Origin of the sequence: Alishewanella longhuensis (assembly GCF_014653435.1) — a bacterium.
GTDB lineage: Bacteria > Pseudomonadota > Gammaproteobacteria > Enterobacterales > Alteromonadaceae > Alishewanella > Alishewanella longhuensis.
Genome location: NZ_BNAO01000005.1, coordinates 242,860 through 261,212, shown reverse-complemented (window position 1 = coordinate 261,212; position 18,353 = coordinate 242,860). Strand labels below are relative to the sequence as shown.

The following is an 18,353-nucleotide window of genomic DNA, read 5'->3' as shown; positions in this document are numbered from 1 at the left end:
CGCAATTTAACACATTTGAGGTTTTATGTTTACTGGAATAGTGCAAAGCACCGCGACTATTAGTCAAATTAACGATTTAGCCGGTTTACGGCGTTTAACTGTGCAGCTAGCACCTGACTATTTACAGCAATTACAGCGCGGCGCCAGTGTGGCGATTAACGGGGTTTGCTTAACGGCTACCGATTTTGATAGTGCGGCGGGTTGGGTGTGTTTTGATGTAATAGCTGAAACTTTAGCGAAAACCAATTTAGGGTTGCTGCAACAGGGCAGTCAGGTAAATCTGGAGCGTTCGCTCCGTTTTGGCGATGAAGTCGGTGGTCATATAGTATCTGGGCATATTCAGGGGACTGCAGAATTGGTAGCCGTGGCAAAAGACGCCCAAAACTGCACCTTACAGCTAAAGGTTGATGCAGCTCTGTTAGCGTATATCCAGCCCAAAGGGTTTATTGCGGTTGAAGGTTGTAGTTTAACTGTTGGTGACGTCACAGCCGACGGCTTTAGTTTGTATTTAATCCCTGAAACGCTGGCCATCACTACCTTAGGTACTAAGGTAGTGGGGGATAAACTCAATATCGAATTAGATCAGCAGACCGTAACGATCATTCGAACTGTGGAGCGGCTATTAGCCGATCGCTTTGCTGCTCAGTAATATTGTTCATCATCGGCATCAACAAAAATCTGTACCCGGTGCTGTAGATCATCTTTGTGTACCCTGATATGCATGGGATTGCAGCAATTGCTGCAATCCTCTACATAGTCTTGATCTTCTTCACTGGCTTCAATGCAAATATCGGTTGGATAGCCACAAAATGGACAATTGACGCTTTGGAAAATCGGTTTCATTGTTACCTCCTGCGCCCTTAAGCCAAAGATATCAGCGATATCTTCGCGCAGCGCGCTTTACGCTTTATTGGCCCCACCTAAACTGCGGCCACCATCCACTGCAACAATTTGGCCGGTAACGTAGGGAGCCTTTGCTAAAAATAGCATAGTATTGGCAATATCGGTTGGATCGCCAAGCCGCTGCATAGGCACCTGCGCTAACACGGCCGCTTTATCGCTCTCCGGTAAGTCCTGGCTTGGCCACAGTATCGCCCCTGGCGCTATGCCATTTACCCGTACATCAGGCGCTAACTCTCTGGCTAAGGCTTTCGTCATCATGTTTAGCGCCGCTTTGGCCATGCAGTAGATGCTATGTTCAGCTAAGGGCTTGTCGGCGTGGATATCTACCATATTGATAATGCAGCCCCGACGTTTTGCCAGTTCCGGCGCTAAGGCTTTGCTCAGAAAATAGGGGGCTTTGACATTAGAGCCGAACAAGTCTTCCCAGTGCGCTAAACTCGCATAAGCTATTGGTGTTGGGTAAAAACTTGAGGCATTATTTATCAGTAAATCTATCCGGCCAAAATAACCCAGCGCCTGAGTTGCCATAGGCACTATGGCTAAATCATCATTCAGGTTGGCAGCTAAGGTAGCGGCACTGCCAGGACGCAGTAGATTAAGTTCGTCAGCTAAATCTGCGGCTGCCGAAGCGGAGCGATGATAATGTACAATAACTCTGTAGCCTTGTTGATGCAGGCTAATAATCATTTGCCGGCCCAGGCGCAGCGCGCTGCCTGTTACCAGCGCCACCGGGGCATCAGAAAGTGTCATGCGGTTCCTTTTAATGAAAAAGCTGTTTAATCAGTTCCTGAGCCTGTATTAAGTAGCTACCGCGAAACTGATGAGCGTGATTAAGAACATGATATAGATTATACAGTGCCTTACGTTCGCTGAAACCGTCGTCTAATGGATAACAACGTTGATAACTTTGGTAAAAGCTCTCTGGAAAGCGACCATATAGGCTACTACAAGCAATATCTGTTTCCCGATCACCAAAATAGCAGGCTGGATCAAATATTACCGGGGTCTCAGCCAGAAAACCTACATTACCGCGCCAAAAGTCGCCATGTACTAAACTAGGTTTAGGTTTGTGTGAGGCCAGCCGTTGCCGGCATTGTTCGACGAGCACGTCGATATTGCCAAAACCAAAGCCCTGTTCTTCAAGTAATTGCAGTTGCCAACCTAGGCGCTGTTCAGCAAAAAAAGTACTCCAGTTACCTTGCCATTGGTTTGGTTGGGTATTTAGCCCCAGTTGATTGTCCCAGTCAAAACCAAACATGGCTTGATCATGGCGTTGATGCATTTCTGCTAATTGTTGGCCTAAACTTACCCAACCTTCGGAGCTCTCTGGTTGTATCGGTAAGTATTCCAACACCAGGAAGGCCTTATCGAGTGTCTGACCGCAGCAAATCACCTTGGGTATTCGCAAGCTGGAATATTGTGCCAGCTTCTGTAGTGACCATTGTTCATTTTCAAATTGATCTAACCGCTCTCGTTGATTCAATTTCACAAAAAACTGGTAGCCATTTCCTGAAATCAGGTGGGCGATATTAACAGTGCTGCCACTGAGCGTGGTTTTTTGTTCTACTTGAAATTCAATGTCTAATTCACGGCTGATATGCTCTGCGATAATTTGCCACATAAGTGCTATCCTTTTTGTTTAGCCCCTTTAGTATGGTGGATAATCGTAAAATTTCCTTGATTTCGGGCAAACTGTGCGCAGTATATTTTTGTATACTAGCTGCATTGCCACGTCCTTAAATGGAGCACACCATTTTTTCAGTTAATCCACGCCAACGTTTAGTGGCTGCGTTGCTACTCTTTTTTGCCTGGCTAATTTTTAGCAGCATACTGCTGTACCGCTTTGGTTTCGCCCACTATGGTACCTTCGATGATAAGCAGCTATGGCGCTTTGATTCTGCAGGCATAAGGCTGTCGCAGTTGGCAATCCCTGAAGTAGCGGGTTGGCAAGTGGTGCATGTGCTGGATAAAAACTGTGGCTGCTCGCGTTTGGCAAAATCGCATGCCAGCCTGTTCCGCGAGCTTTACCAATTACCTGCTGAGCAACAAATTTATCGTTCGGCGGCAGAGTTAATCGCTGCGGGTTTTACGTTACCTGCGGTACCGGCGGTGCTGCTGTTTGATCATGGTAAACTTATTTATGCCGGCCCTTATGCCAGCGGGCCTTTATGTAGCACCAATAATAGCTTTCTTACCGGGTTGATTTCCCGGCAAACCCAATTGGAAGGTTTGTGGTTAAATGGCGAAAGCAAAGCCTGTCGTTGTCTGGTAAGCCCGGGCGCTTAGTGTTAGTATAGCGCCGCGTTTTTCATTTCAAGAATTCGCTTCAGTCGCCAACGTTCTGCAGATGGCTTTTCGTGTAAGCCATTAACTGCACAGCAAGGTTCTGAATTACCCTACTTTAATGAAACAAGTGACCCTTGGTTTGGGCCACCACTGTATAAGGATTTATCATGCCAGTTATTACTCTGCCAGACGGCAGCCAGCGCGCTTTTGATCATGCAGTTTCTATTTTAGATGTGGCCAAAGATATCGGCCCCGGTTTAGCCAAAGCCACCATTGCCGGTAAGGTGAATGGCGAGCTGGTTGATGCCTGCGAGTTGATTGAACAAGACGCGACCTTAAGTATTGTTACCAGCAAAGATGCTGAAGGCTTAGAGATTTTACGTCACTCATGCGCCCACTTGTTAGGTCATGCCATTAAGCAATTATGGCCTAATGTGAAAATGGCGATAGGCCCGGTGATCGACAATGGGTTTTACTATGATGTCGATTTAGACCGCCCGATCAGTACGGACGATTTAGCCGTATTAGAAGCCCGCATGCTGGAACTGGCAAAAACCGAATACGACGTTATTAAGAAAAAGGTAAGCTGGCAAGAAGCCTGGGATACCTTTAATAGCCGTGGCGAAAGCTACAAGCAGGAAATTTTAGAGCAAAATATCCCACGTGATAGTATGCCTGCACTGTATCACCACGAAGAATATACCGATATGTGTCGTGGCCCGCATGTACCTAATATGCGTTTCTGCCAGCACTTTAAAATTATGAAAGTGGCCGGTGCCTATTGGCGTGGCGACTCAAAAAACAAAATGCTGCAACGTATTTACGGCACCGCTTGGGCGGATAAAAAGCAGTTAGCGGGTTATTTACTGCAGCTAGAAGAGGCCGAGAAGCGCGATCACCGTAAAATCGGTAAGGCGCTGGGCTTATTCCACTGGCAGGAAGAAGCACCGGGTATGGTGTTCTGGCACAACGATGGCTGGACCATTTTCCGCGAGTTAGAAAGTTTTGTCCGTGAAAAACTGGGCGAGTACGACTACGACGAAGTGAAAGGCCCATTAATGATGGATCGCGTGCTCTGGGAAAAGTCGGGGCACTGGGAAAAGTATGCCGATAATATGTTCACTACCCAGTCTGAGCATCGCGAATACGCCATTAAGCCAATGAACTGCCCAGGCCATGTGCAAATTTTTAACCAGGGTTTAAAGTCTTACCGCGACTTACCCCTGCGGATGGCCGAATTTGGTTGCTGTCACCGTAATGAACCCTCAGGTGGTTTACACGGTTTAATGCGGGTACGGGGTTTTACGCAGGATGATGCCCATATCTTCTGTACTGAAGAGCAAGTGCCGGCTGAAGTGACCAAATGTATCAAGATGGTGTTTGATACCTACAGCACCTTCGGTTTTAAAGATATTAAAGTGAAGCTCTCAACCCGGCCGGCACAGCGCATCGGTTCAGATGAAATTTGGGACCGTGCTGAGCAAGGGCTAATGGATGCGTTACATGCGAACGACATCGCTTACGAGCTGCAGCCCGGCGAAGGTGCCTTTTATGGTCCGAAGATTGAATTTACTTTACACGATTGCTTAAACCGCGCCTGGCAATGTGGTACTGTACAGCTCGATTTTGCGCTACCCGGTCGTTTAGGTGCCAGTTATGTCGCCGAAAGTGGCGATAAGCAAGTACCGGTGATGATTCACCGTGCTATCTTAGGATCGCTGGAGCGTTTTATCGGTATTCTGATTGAAGAGTACGCCGGTTTTTTCCCTGCCTGGTTAGCACCAACGCAGGTGGTGGTGATGAATATTACCGATAATCAGGCCGAATATGTACAAGAATTGGTAAAAACTTTCAAATCTCACGGAATTAGAGCAATAAGTGACTTGAGAAATGAGAAGATAGGCTTTAAAATCCGCGAGCACACATTAAAGCGTATTCCGTACCTCGTTGTCGTCGGTGATAAAGAAGTCGAAGCAGGTGATATTGCAGTAAGAACACGCAAAGCTGAAGATTTAGGCAAGATGCCAGTTGCCAGCTTTGTTGAAAAACTGCTGCTTGAAATCAAAAACCGGGTATAGGCGTTAGTGAACAGAAAATTTTTCGGAGGAACATACTATTAAAGTAGGAAAGAAAACATTACCGGCCAACCGTCCTAATAGGATAAATGAAGAAATTAATCTACCTGAGGTACGATTAATTGGTATGGAAGGTGAACAGCTGGGTGTCGTTACGACGACAGAAGCAATTCGGTTAGCGGAAGAGGCGGGTGCTGATTTAGTAGAAATTAGCCCTACAGCTGAACCACCAGTTTGTAAGTTGATGGACTACGGTAAGTTCCTGTTCGAAAAGAGCAAGGCTCTTAAAGAGCAGAAAAAGAAGCAAAAACAGATCCAGATTAAGGAAATAAAATTCCGGCCTGGAACTGATGAAGGCGATTACCAGGTAAAACTACGCAACCTGCGTCGCTTCATTGAAGAGGGTGACAAAGCTAAAGTAACGCTGCGCTATCGTGGTCGTGAAATGGCGCATCAGGAAATCGGTATTGAGATGTTGACTCGAATCAAAGAGGATCTGTCTGATATCGCCATCTGCGAATCTTTCCCTAACCGGGTGGAAGGTCGTCAGATGATTATGATGCTGGCCCCAAATAAGAAGTAATAAGCGCCTACAAGTGTAAAAAACTGCGGCAAGCCGCAGTTTTTTAACGCCTTATTATTCGTTGTAACTTAACAATGCGAGTTTAAATACTATGCCTAAGATGAAAACCAATAAAGGTGCCGCGAAGCGTTTTAAAAAGACTGCTTCTGGTAACTTTAAACGTAAGCAATCACACCTTCGCCATATCCTGACGAAGAAGTCTTCTAAGCGTAAGCGTCAGTTAGGTCCAAAAACCTTAGTCGCTAAAGTGGATATTGCCGGCTTAGTCCGTTGCATGCCGTACGCATAAGTCATTAGGAGACAGAAATGCCAAGAGTTAAACGTGGTGTCACGGCGCACGCGCGCCACAAGAAGGTCTTAAAACAGGCTAAAGGTTACTACGGTGCCCGCAGTCGTGTTTACCGGGTTGCTTTCCAGGCCGTTATTAAAGCCGGCCAATATGCTTACCGTGACCGTCGTCAGCGTAAGCGTCAGTTCCGTCAACTGTGGATCGCGCGTATCAACGCAGCGTCACGGATGAACGGTTTATCTTACAGCCGTTTAATTGCAGGTCTGAAAAAGGCTTCAATTGAAATCGACCGTAAGATCCTGGCTGACATCGCTGTATATGACAAAGCTGCTTTTACTGCTATCGTAGCAAAAGCAAAACAAGCTTTAGTTTAATAGCGCTAAGCATAAAAAACCACCGCAAGGTGGTTTTTTTATGCCTGCAGCCAGGAAGAGGGCTGTGCTACGTTATGTTTATAACCTACTCTTGCACAACCTTTAGAGAGTGCGCTAGCTATATGCTACTGCTCGGGTAACATAGTTAGGCCAATTTCTGATAAATGCGCTAGGAACTCATCACGTTTACCGGTATTAGGCCACCCAAGCATCTTTGAGACTAATTTGCCGTTATAATAAAAATAGATGCTCGGCGTTTCCCAAACATCAATCTCAGGCCATTCTGCAGTTCGGTATATGTCGTTAATTAATGTGCCTGTTTCAAATTCCAAATCTATTGGAGAAATCCAAGTGACTTTTTTAGCCAATAAAGGATTTGTATTTTCTGCAGTTTGTAAGAATTGATGGAAAGCGTGAGAAAAGGCGCAAAATTCATTACCAACTACGACAATGTGGCCACCTTCTGGGAAAGTAAACCCGATCCATTGCCAGCCGTTGTCTGTATTTACAAGGAGATTCCTAGGGTGGAGGTAAGTCAGATTAGGCGGTATTTCTCGGTCAGTAGTATATTTATCCTTTATTGCTCTGGCAAAGTCGAAATCTCGGTATAAGAGTGCAATATCAAGCAGCTTTTTGTATTTTTCCTGAGATCCTTCCGATGCCGATAATGTTAAAAAAATATGCTTAGCATCTGCTATAACGCTATGCTCACCTGTCATATATGCAACATTACGCAGGTACTCCAGGTGTAAGAGCGTTCCATCATCAAGGGCTTCTCTTAACAGGTAACACGTATTGAATTCTTTAGTTATGTTGTCTAAACCTGTTATGTCATCCTGTAAGTAGGTATTTAAATTTTTTATATAATGTGAATAGCTAGTTGGGCAGGAATGCGCTGTGGCAGAAAAAGCGCATAAGATTAACAAAGATAGCATTATTAATTGCATCATAGCTTGCCGAGATCCTTTGGTATAAACCCTAGGATACTCGCTAAAGGGAACACAAAGGTCAACCCCTGAGAGACGACACCTAAAAAAAACCACCTTGCGGTGGTCTTTTTAGGTGCTTAGTTTAATGCCGGCACTAACTCTAAAATTACCTGATTGTTATAAAACAACTGTAATTTATCGGCATTCACTTCAGCGCGATCAGCTTGTTGCAGTTTTTCAGTAAACTGCTGCTCTATGCCACTGGCTTCGGCACAAAACTTACGGGTACTGGCCAATTGCTGTACGCTAATGGTATTGGCGCGTTGCTGATAGCTGGCATTAAAGTTATTGCAGCCACTAAAGCCGTATAACTTGTCTTTATCAAAAATTAGTCGCACATTTAACTGATGCGGGACATAGCGGTCTGCCACTTTCTCGGCACGCCAAACGATACCTTGCAGTTTTTTCTGGGCAAATTGATCCGGGCAGGTCGCGTTAGGCCAAAATTGCTCGAATTTATCGACATAGAGTGTATCGATGCCATTCTGATCTGCGGCCTTTCTACCCACTAAAGTGGTAATAACGGCTTTATTATTAAAACGCGGATCTTGCTGATACAAACGCATCATTGGCAGATGGTTTTGTGTGTTAGCAACGGGTAAGCTTTCACCGCTTTGACACTGTATAAAAGTTGCCTGATTATTTCTTAACTGGTACATACCGAGCATCGGCTGACGTTGATCAATTTTCCTAACACTGTCCTGCCGGTTTAGTTGATAAGCATCCGACGATAGAATAGGCTTACCCGATAAATCGGTCATTACTAACTGGCGGTTACTCCGAAAATGAAATACCGGCAAGGTGCTTTGCTGATTGACCAAATGAAGCGTGCGCTTGTCCAGTAACCAACTGCCAGTGATTAGCTGTACTTGGCCACGCTCTAAATACTCCTGGCGAGCCTCAAAGCGACCATCGCGGTACAAGTTAATATGGTAGTTTATTCCCGGGCAATCAGCACAGGGTAAAACGCCCTCAAAAGTCATATCGCTGTCGATAAAAATATGTTCAAAATCGGTAGCCATCGCGACAGTGGTGTCATTGTTGGCCACTTCGTTGGCATCTTCAACCGGAGCCGGTACTGGCACCGCAGGTGTTGGCATGGCATCGGTTTTTAACGGTGTAGATTTGTCTGCACCAAGGTGCGGTAACTGGCTACAAGCAGACAAAAATAATGCACTTAGTATTACGAGTTTTTTCATTACCAAATTTCCTGCAAAAATTTTGCGCATTATAGCGCAAGCGGCAGAGCCATAGCTATTTTAACGCGTTAAAATCATTTAGGGTTTGCTTTACCCACGCGGCACTTTGTTCAGGTTGTTCCTGCATAAAACAATGACCACCCGGCACCAGCTGGCTGAGTACGCCACTGTTGAGCTGTTGCCATTTGGTTACCGCTCTGACCACGAAGGGAAAAGTCTGTTCACCATAGATGACTTTAATCGGCGCTTTTGCATTACGTAATGCCGGCCATAGTCCTTTTGGGTAGGAACTAAACACATCGGCCTCACGTTGTGGTGGGCATTTTAAGCTCACGCCATTTGCTTGGTTTGCTAACGCATGCTCGACATAGGCGTTCAAGGCACTAGGGTGCCAGTTCTTGAATAAGCTGCGGCTTTGAAAATAGCTCAGCGCAGTAGCCCTATCTGGCCAATGTTGCCGACGTTTTAACGCGGCTTTTGCTAATGGGTTCTTTTTGAACAACCGTACACCTTCCAAAGTACGTGCCAATAGTAACATCGATGGAGGAAATAACACCGGGTCCAATAACACTAAGCCTTGAAAGAGCGTTGGATGTTCGGCGTGCATCAATGAGGTAAGCACACCACCAAAACTGTGCCCCAGGCCATAGGTTGCCACTGCCCCAAACAGCGGTTGATGTGCTTGCCATGCCAGAGTGGCAATTTCCGCCGCTTTGTTCCATCCAAGAAATTCAGTGCCTACATCACTGTCACCGTGTCCTTGCGTATCAGATAAGAACAAATCGTAGTCAGTACTAAGTTGCTGCAACATCGGCTGATAAGTTAAACCGCAAAAACCGTTACCATGTAAAAAATGCAGTACCGGTTTACCGCTTGGTGCGCTATGAAAGCCTCGTACTGTAACACCATAACGACTGCTATAAGACCAGGGCAGCAATTGCATTAGACGGATCCTGTGACTAAAAATTATGGCGCTACGTTGCCATGTTCAAGCTAAAGCTGCAAGCCTAAAGCTTACCTGGTTCTTGCTGCTCAGCTTGCTGTCGCATGCGATCTGCGGCCTCTTGCATCAGTGCTTCTTGCGCTCTCAATAACTGTTCCAGCTCTTGCTGCTGGCCGTCAGTCAGCTCATGCATACTTTGTAGCGCAGCAATTTTTTCCTGCAGTTCTTCCCATTTTTCACGATCGAAGCCGGTACGTTGATCCAGCATGGCCTGCAGCAATTGTTTTAAATAATCACTGGTGATAAGGCCGTTGCCAGAGTTGGTAGCAGGGGGTTCTGTTGTTTGGGTTGGTGCCAGGTGTTGGTAGCCGGCGGCGGGTTGCTGCCAGCCCAAGGTGACTTTGTCATCGGCTAAGAGTGTGTTGGCTTTTACCTTATTTATGGTTTTGTTATTTGCCGTCTGTAAGTCGGTATACTGGGTTTGAATACTACCTAGGCTTAACATCATCTGCTGCTGATCCTATGCATCACTATCGTGTGCGCTTACCAGAGCAAGCTTTGTACCAAAGTGAGTAAAGTGTTCAAGCGGGCTTTATTTGGCCACTTAAAGCGTAGCAAAATCGTCCAAAATTCTGATTTTAAAAGGTAGTAGCTGCAGTGATTGGCATCGCTGCGGCTGCTACTGGGTAATGCGGCAAATTTACTCTGGGGTTAATGTTGTTGCGGCAAAAAACTGCCGTAGCCGTTATTTGGTGCCAAACAGTTTGTCACCGGCATCACCTAAACCTGGCAAGATATAACCCTGGGCATTAAGTCCTTGATCGATGGCCGCGGTATACAGCTCGATATCTGGGTGTGCTGCTGCCAACGCTGTTATACCCTCAGGTGCGGCGACCAGCACCAAGGCTTTAATATGCTGACAGCCTTGTTGTTTTAGCAAATCGACAGTGGCTATCATAGAGCCACCAGTGGCAAGCATGGGATCGATAATAATAGCCAGGCGTTGCGCGATTTCTGGCGCTAATTTTTGAAAATAGGGTACAGGCTCTAAGGTTTCTTCATCGCGATAAATACCTACTACACTAATACGGGCACTGGGGATAAGATCCAAGACGCCATCCAGCATCCCTAAACCGGCGCGTAAGATGGGCACTACTGTCACTTTCTTCCCCTGAATTTGCTCAATTTCGCAACTGCCACTCCAAGCGTTAATACTGATGCGCTCTGTTGGCAAGTCTTTAGTCGCTTCATAAGTTAACAAGCTGCCAAGCTCCGTCGCCAGTTGCCGAAATTGGCGGGTACTAATATCTGCTGCACGCAATAAGCCGATTTTGTGCTGAACCAGCGGGTGTTTAACCTCAACAACTTTCATAGCAATCTCCATAAGCGAGTTTATACCGATGCAATTCTAGAATATGAGAATCAGCAATTTTGTGGTTGTTTATGTGTATAGCATCAAGCCCAGCGTTTATTATCACAAATTAATGCTATTCAGACCAGCAATGCATTTGCCACTTGACAGACCAGTGATTCAAACGTACATTTCAAACAAGTGTTTAAATGGTGTGTTTGAATTTAATGAATAGCAAAATTAATACTCAACAAAAAATTTTGGATGCTGCCCAAAACTTGTTTGCAGAAGCCGGATTTAATGACACCTCATTGCGGCAAATCACTACTAAAGCAGAGGTGAATCTGGCTTCGGTTAATTATCATTTTGGCTCAAAAAAAGAGCTAATCCAGGCCGTGTTGCAGCGCTATTTACAGATTTTAATGCCAAGATTGGACCAGGAGTTTGATGTACTGCTCGCCAAAACCAAGCCTAATCATTTACCTGATGTGCTTGCCGTATTTGTAAAACCGCTGTTAGAACTGAACAACATTCAACGCAAAGGCACCCGTACATTCTTACAACTCCTAGGCCGTGGTTACACTGATGTGCAAGGACATCTACGCTGGTTTATTAATCACCATTATGGTCGTACCTTAGACAAGTTTGTGTTGTTAGTGCAACAAAGCTGCCCACATTTGCCACAAAGCGAATTATTTTGGCGCCTGCATTTTGCGCTGGGCTCTATCGTTTTTACTATGGCATCGAATGATGCGCTGGCCGAGATTGCCTTGGCTGATTTTGACGAAGCTGTCGATATTGAAGGCGTAATTCATCGTTTGATCCCTTATTTATCGGCAGGTATTGCTGCCCCTGTTTTTAATCAAACAACAGTAACACCCACTAGAACTGTAGCCTGACGCTGGAAGGAAGCTGAAATGGTATATTTATTAATTATTATCGCAATATTAGTGGTGCTTTTGGGGGTAACCTCAGTGCGCCGGAGTCTGATTACCAAGCCGGTTTTCGCCATCTTTAAAAAGATCTTACCGCCACTGTCTGATACCGAGCGTGAGGCAATGGAAGCAGGCGATGTTTGGTGGGACGGTGAATTATTTAAAGGTAAGCCAGACTGGAAAAAGCTGCATGCTATTCCTAAAGCCGAGTTATCGACAGACGAGCAAGCCTTTATGGATAATCAGGTAGAAACTCTGCTCAAGATGCTTGATGATTATAAAATCGTGCAAGAGCAGCGTGATTTACCGGTAGAAGTATGGAACTACATTAAACGTGAAGGCTTCTTCGCGATGATTATCCCGAAAAGCTACGGCGGTCGGGAATTTTCCGCTATCGCCAACTCAACTATAGTGTCTCGCATTGCTACCCGTAGTTTAACGGCAGCGGTGACCATTATGGTACCTAACTCGTTAGGCCCGGGCGAGCTTTTGATGCACTATGGCACCGACGAGCAGAAAAACCGCTGGTTACCCACCTTAGCCAATGGCACAGACGTGCCTTGTTTTGCCCTAACTGGCCCAGAAGCAGGCTCTGACGCTGGTGGTATCCCTGATAGCGGCGTGGTTTGTAAAGGCCAGTTTCAAGGCAAGGAAGTGCTGGGTATTCGTCTTAACTGGGATAAGCGCTATATCACCTTAGCACCGGTTGCCACGGTACTGGGTTTGGCTTTTAAAATGTACGATCCAGATAAGCTGCTCGGCGATAAAGAAGAGCTGGGTATTACCTGTGCACTTATTCCAACCAGCCACCCGGGTGTGCAAATTGGTGATCGTCATTTCCCGATGAATATGGCTTTTATGAACGGTACCACCTATGGCAAAGATGTGTTTATTCCGCTGGATTGGATTATCGGTGGGCCGTCGTATGCCGGTCGCGGCTGGCGTATGCTGGTAGAATGTTTATCTGCAGGCCGTGGCATTTCCTTACCTGCATTGGCAACGGCCACTGGCCATTTAGCTACCCGCATGACCGGCGCCTATGGTTATGTGCGTCAGCAATTCGGTATGTCTATCGGTAAGTTTGAAGGCGTACAGGAAGGTTTAGCCCGTATTGGTGGTTTAACCTATACGCTTGAAGCCATGCGCGTTATGACCGCCGGTGCTATTGATTTAAAACTTAGCCCGTCTGTGGTAACGGCGATTGCTAAATACCATATGACAGAAATGTCACGCACCTTACTAAACGATGCGTTTGATATTCATGCCGGTAAAGCCATTCAGTGTGGCCCAATGAACTACTTAGCGCATGGCTATATGGGTGTGCCAATCTCTATTACGGTAGAAGGCGCCAATATCCTAACCCGTAATCTGATGATCTTTGGTCAGGGCGCCACACGTTGCCACCCTTATGTATTAGCGGAATTAGAAGCGGCTGCTAACCCCAATGCCGAAGAAGGCTTGGCCCAGTTCGATAAGCTGTTAATGGCACACGTAGGTTTTGCTATCGGTAATACTTTCTCTGCTTTATGGCAAGGCTTAACGGCCGGTGCCTTTAATGGCGCACCGGTATCTGGCGATACTGCCCGTTACTATAAGCAGTTAAGCCGCATGAGCCGTGCTTTAGCGTTAAGTGCTGATATTTCTATGCTGATGCTAGGCGGTGATTTAAAACGCAAAGAAATGCTCTCTGCCCGTTTAGGTGATGTATTAAGTCAGTTGTATATTGCCTCTGCAGTGCTGAAGTTCTATGAAGATAATGGCCGTCAGCAAGCAGACCTGCCATTCGTACACTACAGTGTGCAACGTGCTTTATATGAAATTGGTAAGGCCTTTGATGGCTTCTTTGCTAACTTCCCAAATCGTATTGTCGCCCGCACCATTCGCACTCTGGTATTCCCGTTTGGTATCGGTTACAAGATGCCTGCAGATGACGTGGCACAACAAATTTGTGAAGCCTTGTCTAAGCCATCTGTAGTGCGCGATCGCCTAACGCATTTATGCTATGTAGGTGCTGATGAGAATGATGCGACCGGTTTAATGGAGTCCGCCTTTGTTGCCATGCATAATGCTCAGCCATTGCTGAAAAAGTTAGCACAAGCACAAAAAGCAGGGCAGCTGCCACGCAAGCAACAGCTGGTGGATACGATTAAGCAAGCACTTGCTGCCGGTATTATTAACAACGAAGAAGCAGCAACCTTAGAGCAGATGAATAAGCTGCGCTTTAAAGCGATCAGTGTGGATAGCTTTAAACCTGGCGTGTTAGAAGCAATGAGTGTGGCGAATAAAGCTGCCGCTTAACTACAAGCAGCTATAGAAGATTGACTAAACTGAACCGGAGCTTGTCTCCGGTTTTTTTGCGTTAAATTATGTACATATCTGACTCAATTAAGCTCTGGTTTTGTCCGTTTGCGAGTATTCAATAATAAGGTGTTTCAGGTTATGATGTTTTTAGTAAAACAGCGTAGAATGCCATAAGTAAAAAAGCATAAATAACAATAGGTAAAGCATGACACAACAAAGTAAGATCCGTTTAGCAACAGCAGAAGATAGCGCCTTAATACTGTCATTTATTAAAGGCTTGGCTGAATATGAAAAAATGGCAGATCAGGTTGTGGCAACTGAGCAAAAGCTAACACAAACTCTATTCGGCGATAAGGCCGCGGCAGAAGTTGTGATTGTTGAATATCAGGGGCAGCCAGCAGGCTTTGCGCTGTTTTTTCATAATTATTCCACCTTTTTGGCTCAACCAGGCCTATATCTTGAAGATCTTTTTGTACTCCCTGCTTTCCGTGGCAAAGGTCTTGGCAAATTACTACTAAGCTATTTAGCCAATTTAGCCGTAGAACGTGGCTGTGGTCGTTTTGAATGGTCGGTACTGGATTGGAATCAACCTGCTATTGATTTCTATCAGTCACAAGGCGCTAAACTTATGCATGATTGGCGCATTACCCGGCTTACCGGGGCAGAGCTGCAGGCGTTAGCGGCACAGTATCAGCAGTAATATTCGCTAGTATTCCTCCTGCTTATATAAGGTAGTTATAAGTATTATGAAAGCAGAAAAGACAGAAAGATTAGATAGAGAAAAAACGCTTAAAGAAATTACAGCAATGGCTAGCAAAACGACGGCCTCTCAAGCAACGGCTACGCAAAAAACGAAGGTTAAAGTGGCTAGCCGTACCGTCGTAAAAAAACGTAAGGGCGAAGATTTTTGGATTAATATTAGTGTCGTGTTATTTATAAGCCTCTGTTTATTGTTCCTTGGCTGGGAAGCACTTTTGAAAATGGCATAAAAAGGGGAGGCTCAATGCCTCTCCTTTTTATATTGGTTAAAGTACTCGTGTTGTTTAGATAACTTTACCGCGGGCGATAATTTCTTGAGCCATAATATCGGCCACAGTGCTGGTTGGTGCATTTTCAGCGTCAGCACGGCGGAAAATGGTCAATAAGGTATCAAAGATCTGCATAACCTTAGCAGTTGATTCGGCCGCGTTATAACCTTGTGGGCGCATTTCAAAGGCCACGTTAATAATACCACCGGCGTTAATAACGTAATCTGGGGCATAGAGAATACCCAATTCACGCAACTTTTCGCCATGCTCTGGCCGTTTTAGCTGATTGTTCGCGCAGCCTGCGACTACTTTCGCTTTTAGCTGCGGGATGGTTTCATCATTTAGGGTGGCGCCCAGGGCACAAGGCGCATAGATATCAGCATCTACGCCATAGATTTCATTTAAGCCAACAGCAGTGGCACCGAACTGCGCCACTGCGCGGTTTACTGCATCCTGGTTAATATCCGTAACGATAAGCTTAGCGCCTTCTTTATGCAGATGTTCACATAAGTAAAAACCTACGCTGCCAAGGCCTTGCACCGCGACTGTTTTACCCGATAAATCGGCTGAACCAAATTGATGTTGGGCAGCGGCTTTAATGCCCTGATAGGTTCCGAGTGCTGTAAAGGGACCCGGGTTGCCGCTTTTGCCTTCTAAGCCGGCAACAAAAGGGGTTTCCTGATTCACCTGCATGATATCGTGCGTAGTAATGTTCACGTCTTCTGCGCTGTAATAGCTGCCGTTTAAGCGGTGTACCATGCGACCAAAAGCCCGGAATAAGGCTTCTGACTTAATGGTCTTGGCATTACCAATAATCACCGATTTACCACCTCCCAGCGGTAAACCTGCCATGGCATTTTTGTAAGTCATACCACGAGCCAAACGTAACACATCGACTAAAGCGTCTTCATCGCTAGCGTAATCCCACAATCTGCAGCCGCCTACGGCTGGACCCAGACGGGTACTATGCACTGCGATAATGGCTTTTAGGCCAGTTTCCTGATCACTGCAAAAGACGACTTGTTCATGTTGATCAAATTCAGGATGATTAAATACTGCCACGGTGGACTCCCTTGGAGGCTAACTGTTATGACGTTGGGTATCTGTTTAATCTCAGCTTTACGTTTACGTAAACTGTAGTTCTTGTTTTTATGGCGCGGAATGTACCATTTAGTGCTACTTTATGCCAGTGTTAGCGGCAAAAAGTGCCTGGTCAGGCCAGTAGTGTGAAAATGACGCTGCTGAAAGCTTGATTGTCGGCAGCGACTCACCTAAAGTAGCGGCATCTACAACACAGGAAGTCGTCTTATGAGTGAGCAGTTAACTCAGAATAATACTGAAATTACTGATGAGCAGCGTACCGAGTGGGTACGGTCTCAATTTCAAAAAGCCAATGAATATTTAGCCACCAAGGGAATTATTCCAGATAATGTAGCAGTAAGTGAAAGCCGTTACCTGCCGCCTTTTGTGGCAGTATGGAAGCTAAATACCCGTGATAAAAAGTCATTTTGGGTCATTAGTGGTGATTTACCTACCGACCATATGCCTGTTTCGGCGGCACCTGATGCGCGCGAAGCTATTAGGGCTTTTGCGCTGCACTGGCAGTTAAAAGCTGAGCAAATTGCTCAGGCAGGTTTTGCCGATAAAACCCAGCAAGATTTTGCTAATCTGTTGGTATCGCGCGCCCACGGCCTTTATGACTTATTTGACAATGAGCAACTTTGGCAAGCCTAAGCGGCCTTAGTTGTAACTGTCATTTATTCTTTACAAATAACAAAGCCGCATTATGCGGCTTTGTTATTTAGGGCTTTGTTATTTAGTGCTTTGTTATTTGGTAAGGTGAAAACAGCCGTCAGGCGCTGAGCAGCTGCCTGACAGCCTTATTCCTCAAAATACCACAGACCCTGATTAATCAGATCGGTGATTAGCAGTAGCCGCTCTTCACGAGCAATAAAATGCAAGCACTGCTGTTGGTCGATACGATTGCTATCACAAAGCAGGCAAGCTGTGTCGTATTCCTCTGCTGGCAACACAATACGATTGCCATTAATAAACAGCTGAATATCACTGTCTGATGTAGCTTGATAATAACTGCAGCGTAGACCGCCGATGCGTCCCAATACTGACCCTTCTTCCAGATACTCGGCAATTTCTGCGGCTTCATAATGTGGATCAGGTTCTTGCTGATCTAACTCGTGCTTGGCCTGGGTGATATATTGGCCAAACCACAGTGGTAATTGCGCACGATCACTGACTAATTGCATCAATAATTGCTGCACCTGATCCAGATCTTGCTCACTGATGGCGCCAATTGCAGGGGTTAGCGTGCGGTTTACATCGCTAAAGCGCTTACCAACGAAGTCGTTATCAATAAGGTAATCCGTCAGGCCCGTTAATAAATCTTTTTGCGCTGGGGCGCGAAAGCCGACTGAGTAGTTCAAGCTGTTTTCAATCGAGATGCCGTCATGTGGGCAGCCTGGTGGGATATACAGAATATCTCCCGGTTCCATAATGACATCAATGCAGGCAGTAAAAGGTGTTACTTGCAGCAAACGAGGGTGAGGGCAAATTGATTTTAAGCTCGGATCAGGCATGCCGACCCGCCAGTGGCGTTTACCTTCCCCCTGAATGATAAACACATCATACTGATCCAGATGCGGGCCAACACCCCCACCTGGCGTAGAAAAGCTGACCATTAAATCATCAATACGCCAGTTAGGAATAAAGCGAAACGGCTCAATTAACGCCGCGGCCGGTGGATGCCAGTGATCAACGGCTTGTACCAGAATAGTCCAGTCTTTATCGCCAAAGCGCGCGAAATCTTCAAAAGGGCCGGTCTCCAGTTGCCAATTGCCATCAGTGCACTGTACTAAACGGGATTCAACGTCATCCTCTAATGCTAAGCCAGCCAGCTCGTCGGCCGAGAGCGGATCCTGAAACTGTTTAAAACCTTGCTTAATTAGCAGCGGCTTTTTCTGCCAGTATTGCTGCATAAAATCGTCAAGGCTTAACTCGCCCAGATTTAATTGGTACATGATAAGGTCCTTATTACAGAGGCGTTGTAAAGCATGCGCAGTTATCAACTGGGTTAGCTCGC

21 protein-coding genes are annotated in these 18,353 nt (G+C 45.9%); 11 read left to right on the top strand and 10 right to left on the bottom strand.

All coding sequences use genetic code 11. The features are described 5' to 3' along the window. The first annotated feature begins 25 nt into the window (after positions 1–25). The gene (locus tag IE163_RS12120) at positions 26–649 is read left to right on the top strand and encodes a riboflavin synthase subunit alpha (RefSeq protein ID WP_189433227.1); all 624 of its coding nucleotides are present in this window, start codon (positions 26–28) and stop codon (positions 647–649) included. Here the strand turns inward: IE163_RS12120 and IE163_RS12115 are convergent. The 3 genes from IE163_RS12115 to IE163_RS12105 are packed head-to-tail and all read right to left on the bottom strand — an operon-like array spanning position 643 to position 2,524. Then, positions 643–843 carry a CPXCG motif-containing cysteine-rich protein gene (locus tag IE163_RS12115; protein ID WP_189433226.1) on the bottom strand — a complete coding sequence of 67 codons (201 nt, stop codon included), beginning with the start codon at positions 841–843 and terminating at the stop codon, positions 643–645. The genes IE163_RS12120 and IE163_RS12115 overlap by 7 nt on opposite strands. A gap of 57 nt (positions 844–900) precedes the next feature. After that, positions 901–1,653, bottom strand: a complete 753-nt coding sequence (locus IE163_RS12110) for a pteridine reductase (RefSeq protein ID WP_189433225.1) — start codon at positions 1,651–1,653, stop codon at positions 901–903. A 10-nt stretch (positions 1,654–1,663) separates the two neighbouring features. After that, the gene (locus tag IE163_RS12105; RefSeq protein WP_189433224.1) at positions 1,664–2,524 is read right to left on the bottom strand and encodes a fructosamine kinase family protein; all 861 of its coding nucleotides are present in this window, start codon (positions 2,522–2,524) and stop codon (positions 1,664–1,666) included. A 119-nt stretch (positions 2,525–2,643) separates the two neighbouring features. Between IE163_RS12105 and IE163_RS12100 the strand changes: the two genes are divergently transcribed. The 5 genes from IE163_RS12100 (at position 2,644) to rplT (ending at position 6,510) form a co-directional block, all read left to right on the top strand. Further along, positions 2,644–3,189 carry a DUF6436 domain-containing protein gene (locus IE163_RS12100; protein WP_189433223.1) on the top strand — a complete coding sequence of 182 codons (546 nt, stop codon included), beginning with the start codon at positions 2,644–2,646 and terminating at the stop codon, positions 3,187–3,189. 167 nt (positions 3,190–3,356) lie between these two features. Beyond that, on the top strand, positions 3,357–5,267 hold the full coding sequence (gene thrS, locus IE163_RS12095) for a threonine--tRNA ligase (protein WP_189433222.1): 1,911 nt from the start codon (positions 3,357–3,359) through the stop codon (positions 5,265–5,267). Positions 5,268–5,304: 37 nt separating this feature from the next. Continuing rightward, entirely contained in the window at positions 5,305–5,847 is a 543-nt protein-coding gene (gene infC / locus IE163_RS12090) for a translation initiation factor IF-3 (RefSeq protein WP_189433265.1), read from the top strand. 91 nt (positions 5,848–5,938) lie between these two features. After that, positions 5,939–6,136 (top strand): 50S ribosomal protein L35, encoded by a 198-nt coding sequence (rpmI, locus tag IE163_RS12085; RefSeq protein ID WP_189433221.1) that lies wholly within the window; start codon positions 5,939–5,941, stop codon positions 6,134–6,136. Between the two features lie 17 nt (positions 6,137–6,153). Then, the gene (gene rplT, locus IE163_RS12080; protein ID WP_008949437.1) at positions 6,154–6,510 is read left to right on the top strand and encodes a 50S ribosomal protein L20; all 357 of its coding nucleotides are present in this window, start codon (positions 6,154–6,156) and stop codon (positions 6,508–6,510) included. 125 nt (positions 6,511–6,635) lie between these two features. On the opposite strand, the gene IE163_RS12075 is transcribed toward rplT, so the two are convergent. From IE163_RS12075 to upp, 5 genes are all read right to left on the bottom strand, one after another. Then, positions 6,636–7,460 (bottom strand): hypothetical protein, encoded by an 825-nt coding sequence (locus IE163_RS12075; RefSeq protein ID WP_189433220.1) that lies wholly within the window; start codon positions 7,458–7,460, stop codon positions 6,636–6,638. A gap of 116 nt (positions 7,461–7,576) precedes the next feature. Next, positions 7,577–8,698 carry an META domain-containing protein gene (locus tag IE163_RS12070; RefSeq protein ID WP_189433219.1) on the bottom strand — a complete coding sequence of 374 codons (1,122 nt, stop codon included), beginning with the start codon at positions 8,696–8,698 and terminating at the stop codon, positions 7,577–7,579. A 55-nt stretch (positions 8,699–8,753) separates the two neighbouring features. Continuing rightward, positions 8,754–9,641, bottom strand: a complete 888-nt coding sequence (locus IE163_RS12065; RefSeq protein ID WP_189433218.1) for an alpha/beta fold hydrolase — start codon at positions 9,639–9,641, stop codon at positions 8,754–8,756. Between the two features lie 64 nt (positions 9,642–9,705). Continuing rightward, complete coding sequence (locus tag IE163_RS12060; RefSeq protein WP_189433217.1) at positions 9,706–10,149, bottom strand: hypothetical protein; 444 nt, start codon at positions 10,147–10,149, stop codon at positions 9,706–9,708. 237 nt (positions 10,150–10,386) lie between these two features. Then, positions 10,387–11,013: a uracil phosphoribosyltransferase gene (gene upp, locus IE163_RS12055; RefSeq protein ID WP_189433216.1), complete on the bottom strand. Its 627-nt coding sequence runs from the start codon at positions 11,011–11,013 to the stop codon at positions 10,387–10,389. A 206-nt stretch (positions 11,014–11,219) separates the two neighbouring features. Here upp and psrA point away from each other — a divergent pair, with 206 nt between their 5' ends. The 4 genes from psrA (at position 11,220) to IE163_RS12035 (ending at position 15,217) form a co-directional block, all read left to right on the top strand. Further along, positions 11,220–11,891 carry a TetR family transcriptional repressor PsrA gene (psrA, locus tag IE163_RS12050; protein ID WP_189433215.1) on the top strand — a complete coding sequence of 224 codons (672 nt, stop codon included), beginning with the start codon at positions 11,220–11,222 and terminating at the stop codon, positions 11,889–11,891. Positions 11,892–11,909: 18 nt separating this feature from the next. Then, complete coding sequence (locus IE163_RS12045) at positions 11,910–14,225, top strand: acyl-CoA dehydrogenase (RefSeq protein ID WP_189433214.1); 2,316 nt, start codon at positions 11,910–11,912, stop codon at positions 14,223–14,225. Between the two features lie 208 nt (positions 14,226–14,433). Continuing rightward, a complete protein-coding gene (locus tag IE163_RS12040; RefSeq protein ID WP_189433213.1) occupies positions 14,434–14,928 on the top strand; it encodes a GNAT family N-acetyltransferase in 495 nt (164 codons plus the stop codon). Between the two features lie 46 nt (positions 14,929–14,974). Beyond that, a complete protein-coding gene (locus IE163_RS12035) occupies positions 14,975–15,217 on the top strand; it encodes a hypothetical protein (RefSeq protein WP_189433212.1) in 243 nt (80 codons plus the stop codon). Between the two features lie 54 nt (positions 15,218–15,271). Here IE163_RS12035 and IE163_RS12030 read toward each other — a convergent pair whose 3' ends face one another. After that, positions 15,272–16,318, bottom strand: a complete 1,047-nt coding sequence (locus IE163_RS12030; protein WP_189433211.1) for a Leu/Phe/Val dehydrogenase — start codon at positions 16,316–16,318, stop codon at positions 15,272–15,274. A 246-nt stretch (positions 16,319–16,564) separates the two neighbouring features. On the opposite strand from IE163_RS12030, the gene IE163_RS12025 reads away from it, so the two are divergent. Continuing rightward, entirely contained in the window at positions 16,565–16,990 is a 426-nt protein-coding gene (locus IE163_RS12025) for a DUF4826 family protein (protein WP_189433210.1), read from the top strand. A gap of 146 nt (positions 16,991–17,136) precedes the next feature. On the opposite strand, the gene IE163_RS12020 is transcribed toward IE163_RS12025, so the two are convergent. Further along, entirely contained in the window at positions 17,137–18,291 is a 1,155-nt protein-coding gene (locus IE163_RS12020; protein ID WP_189433209.1) for a ribosomal protein uL16 3-hydroxylase, read from the bottom strand. Positions 18,292–18,353 lie beyond the last annotated feature (62 nt).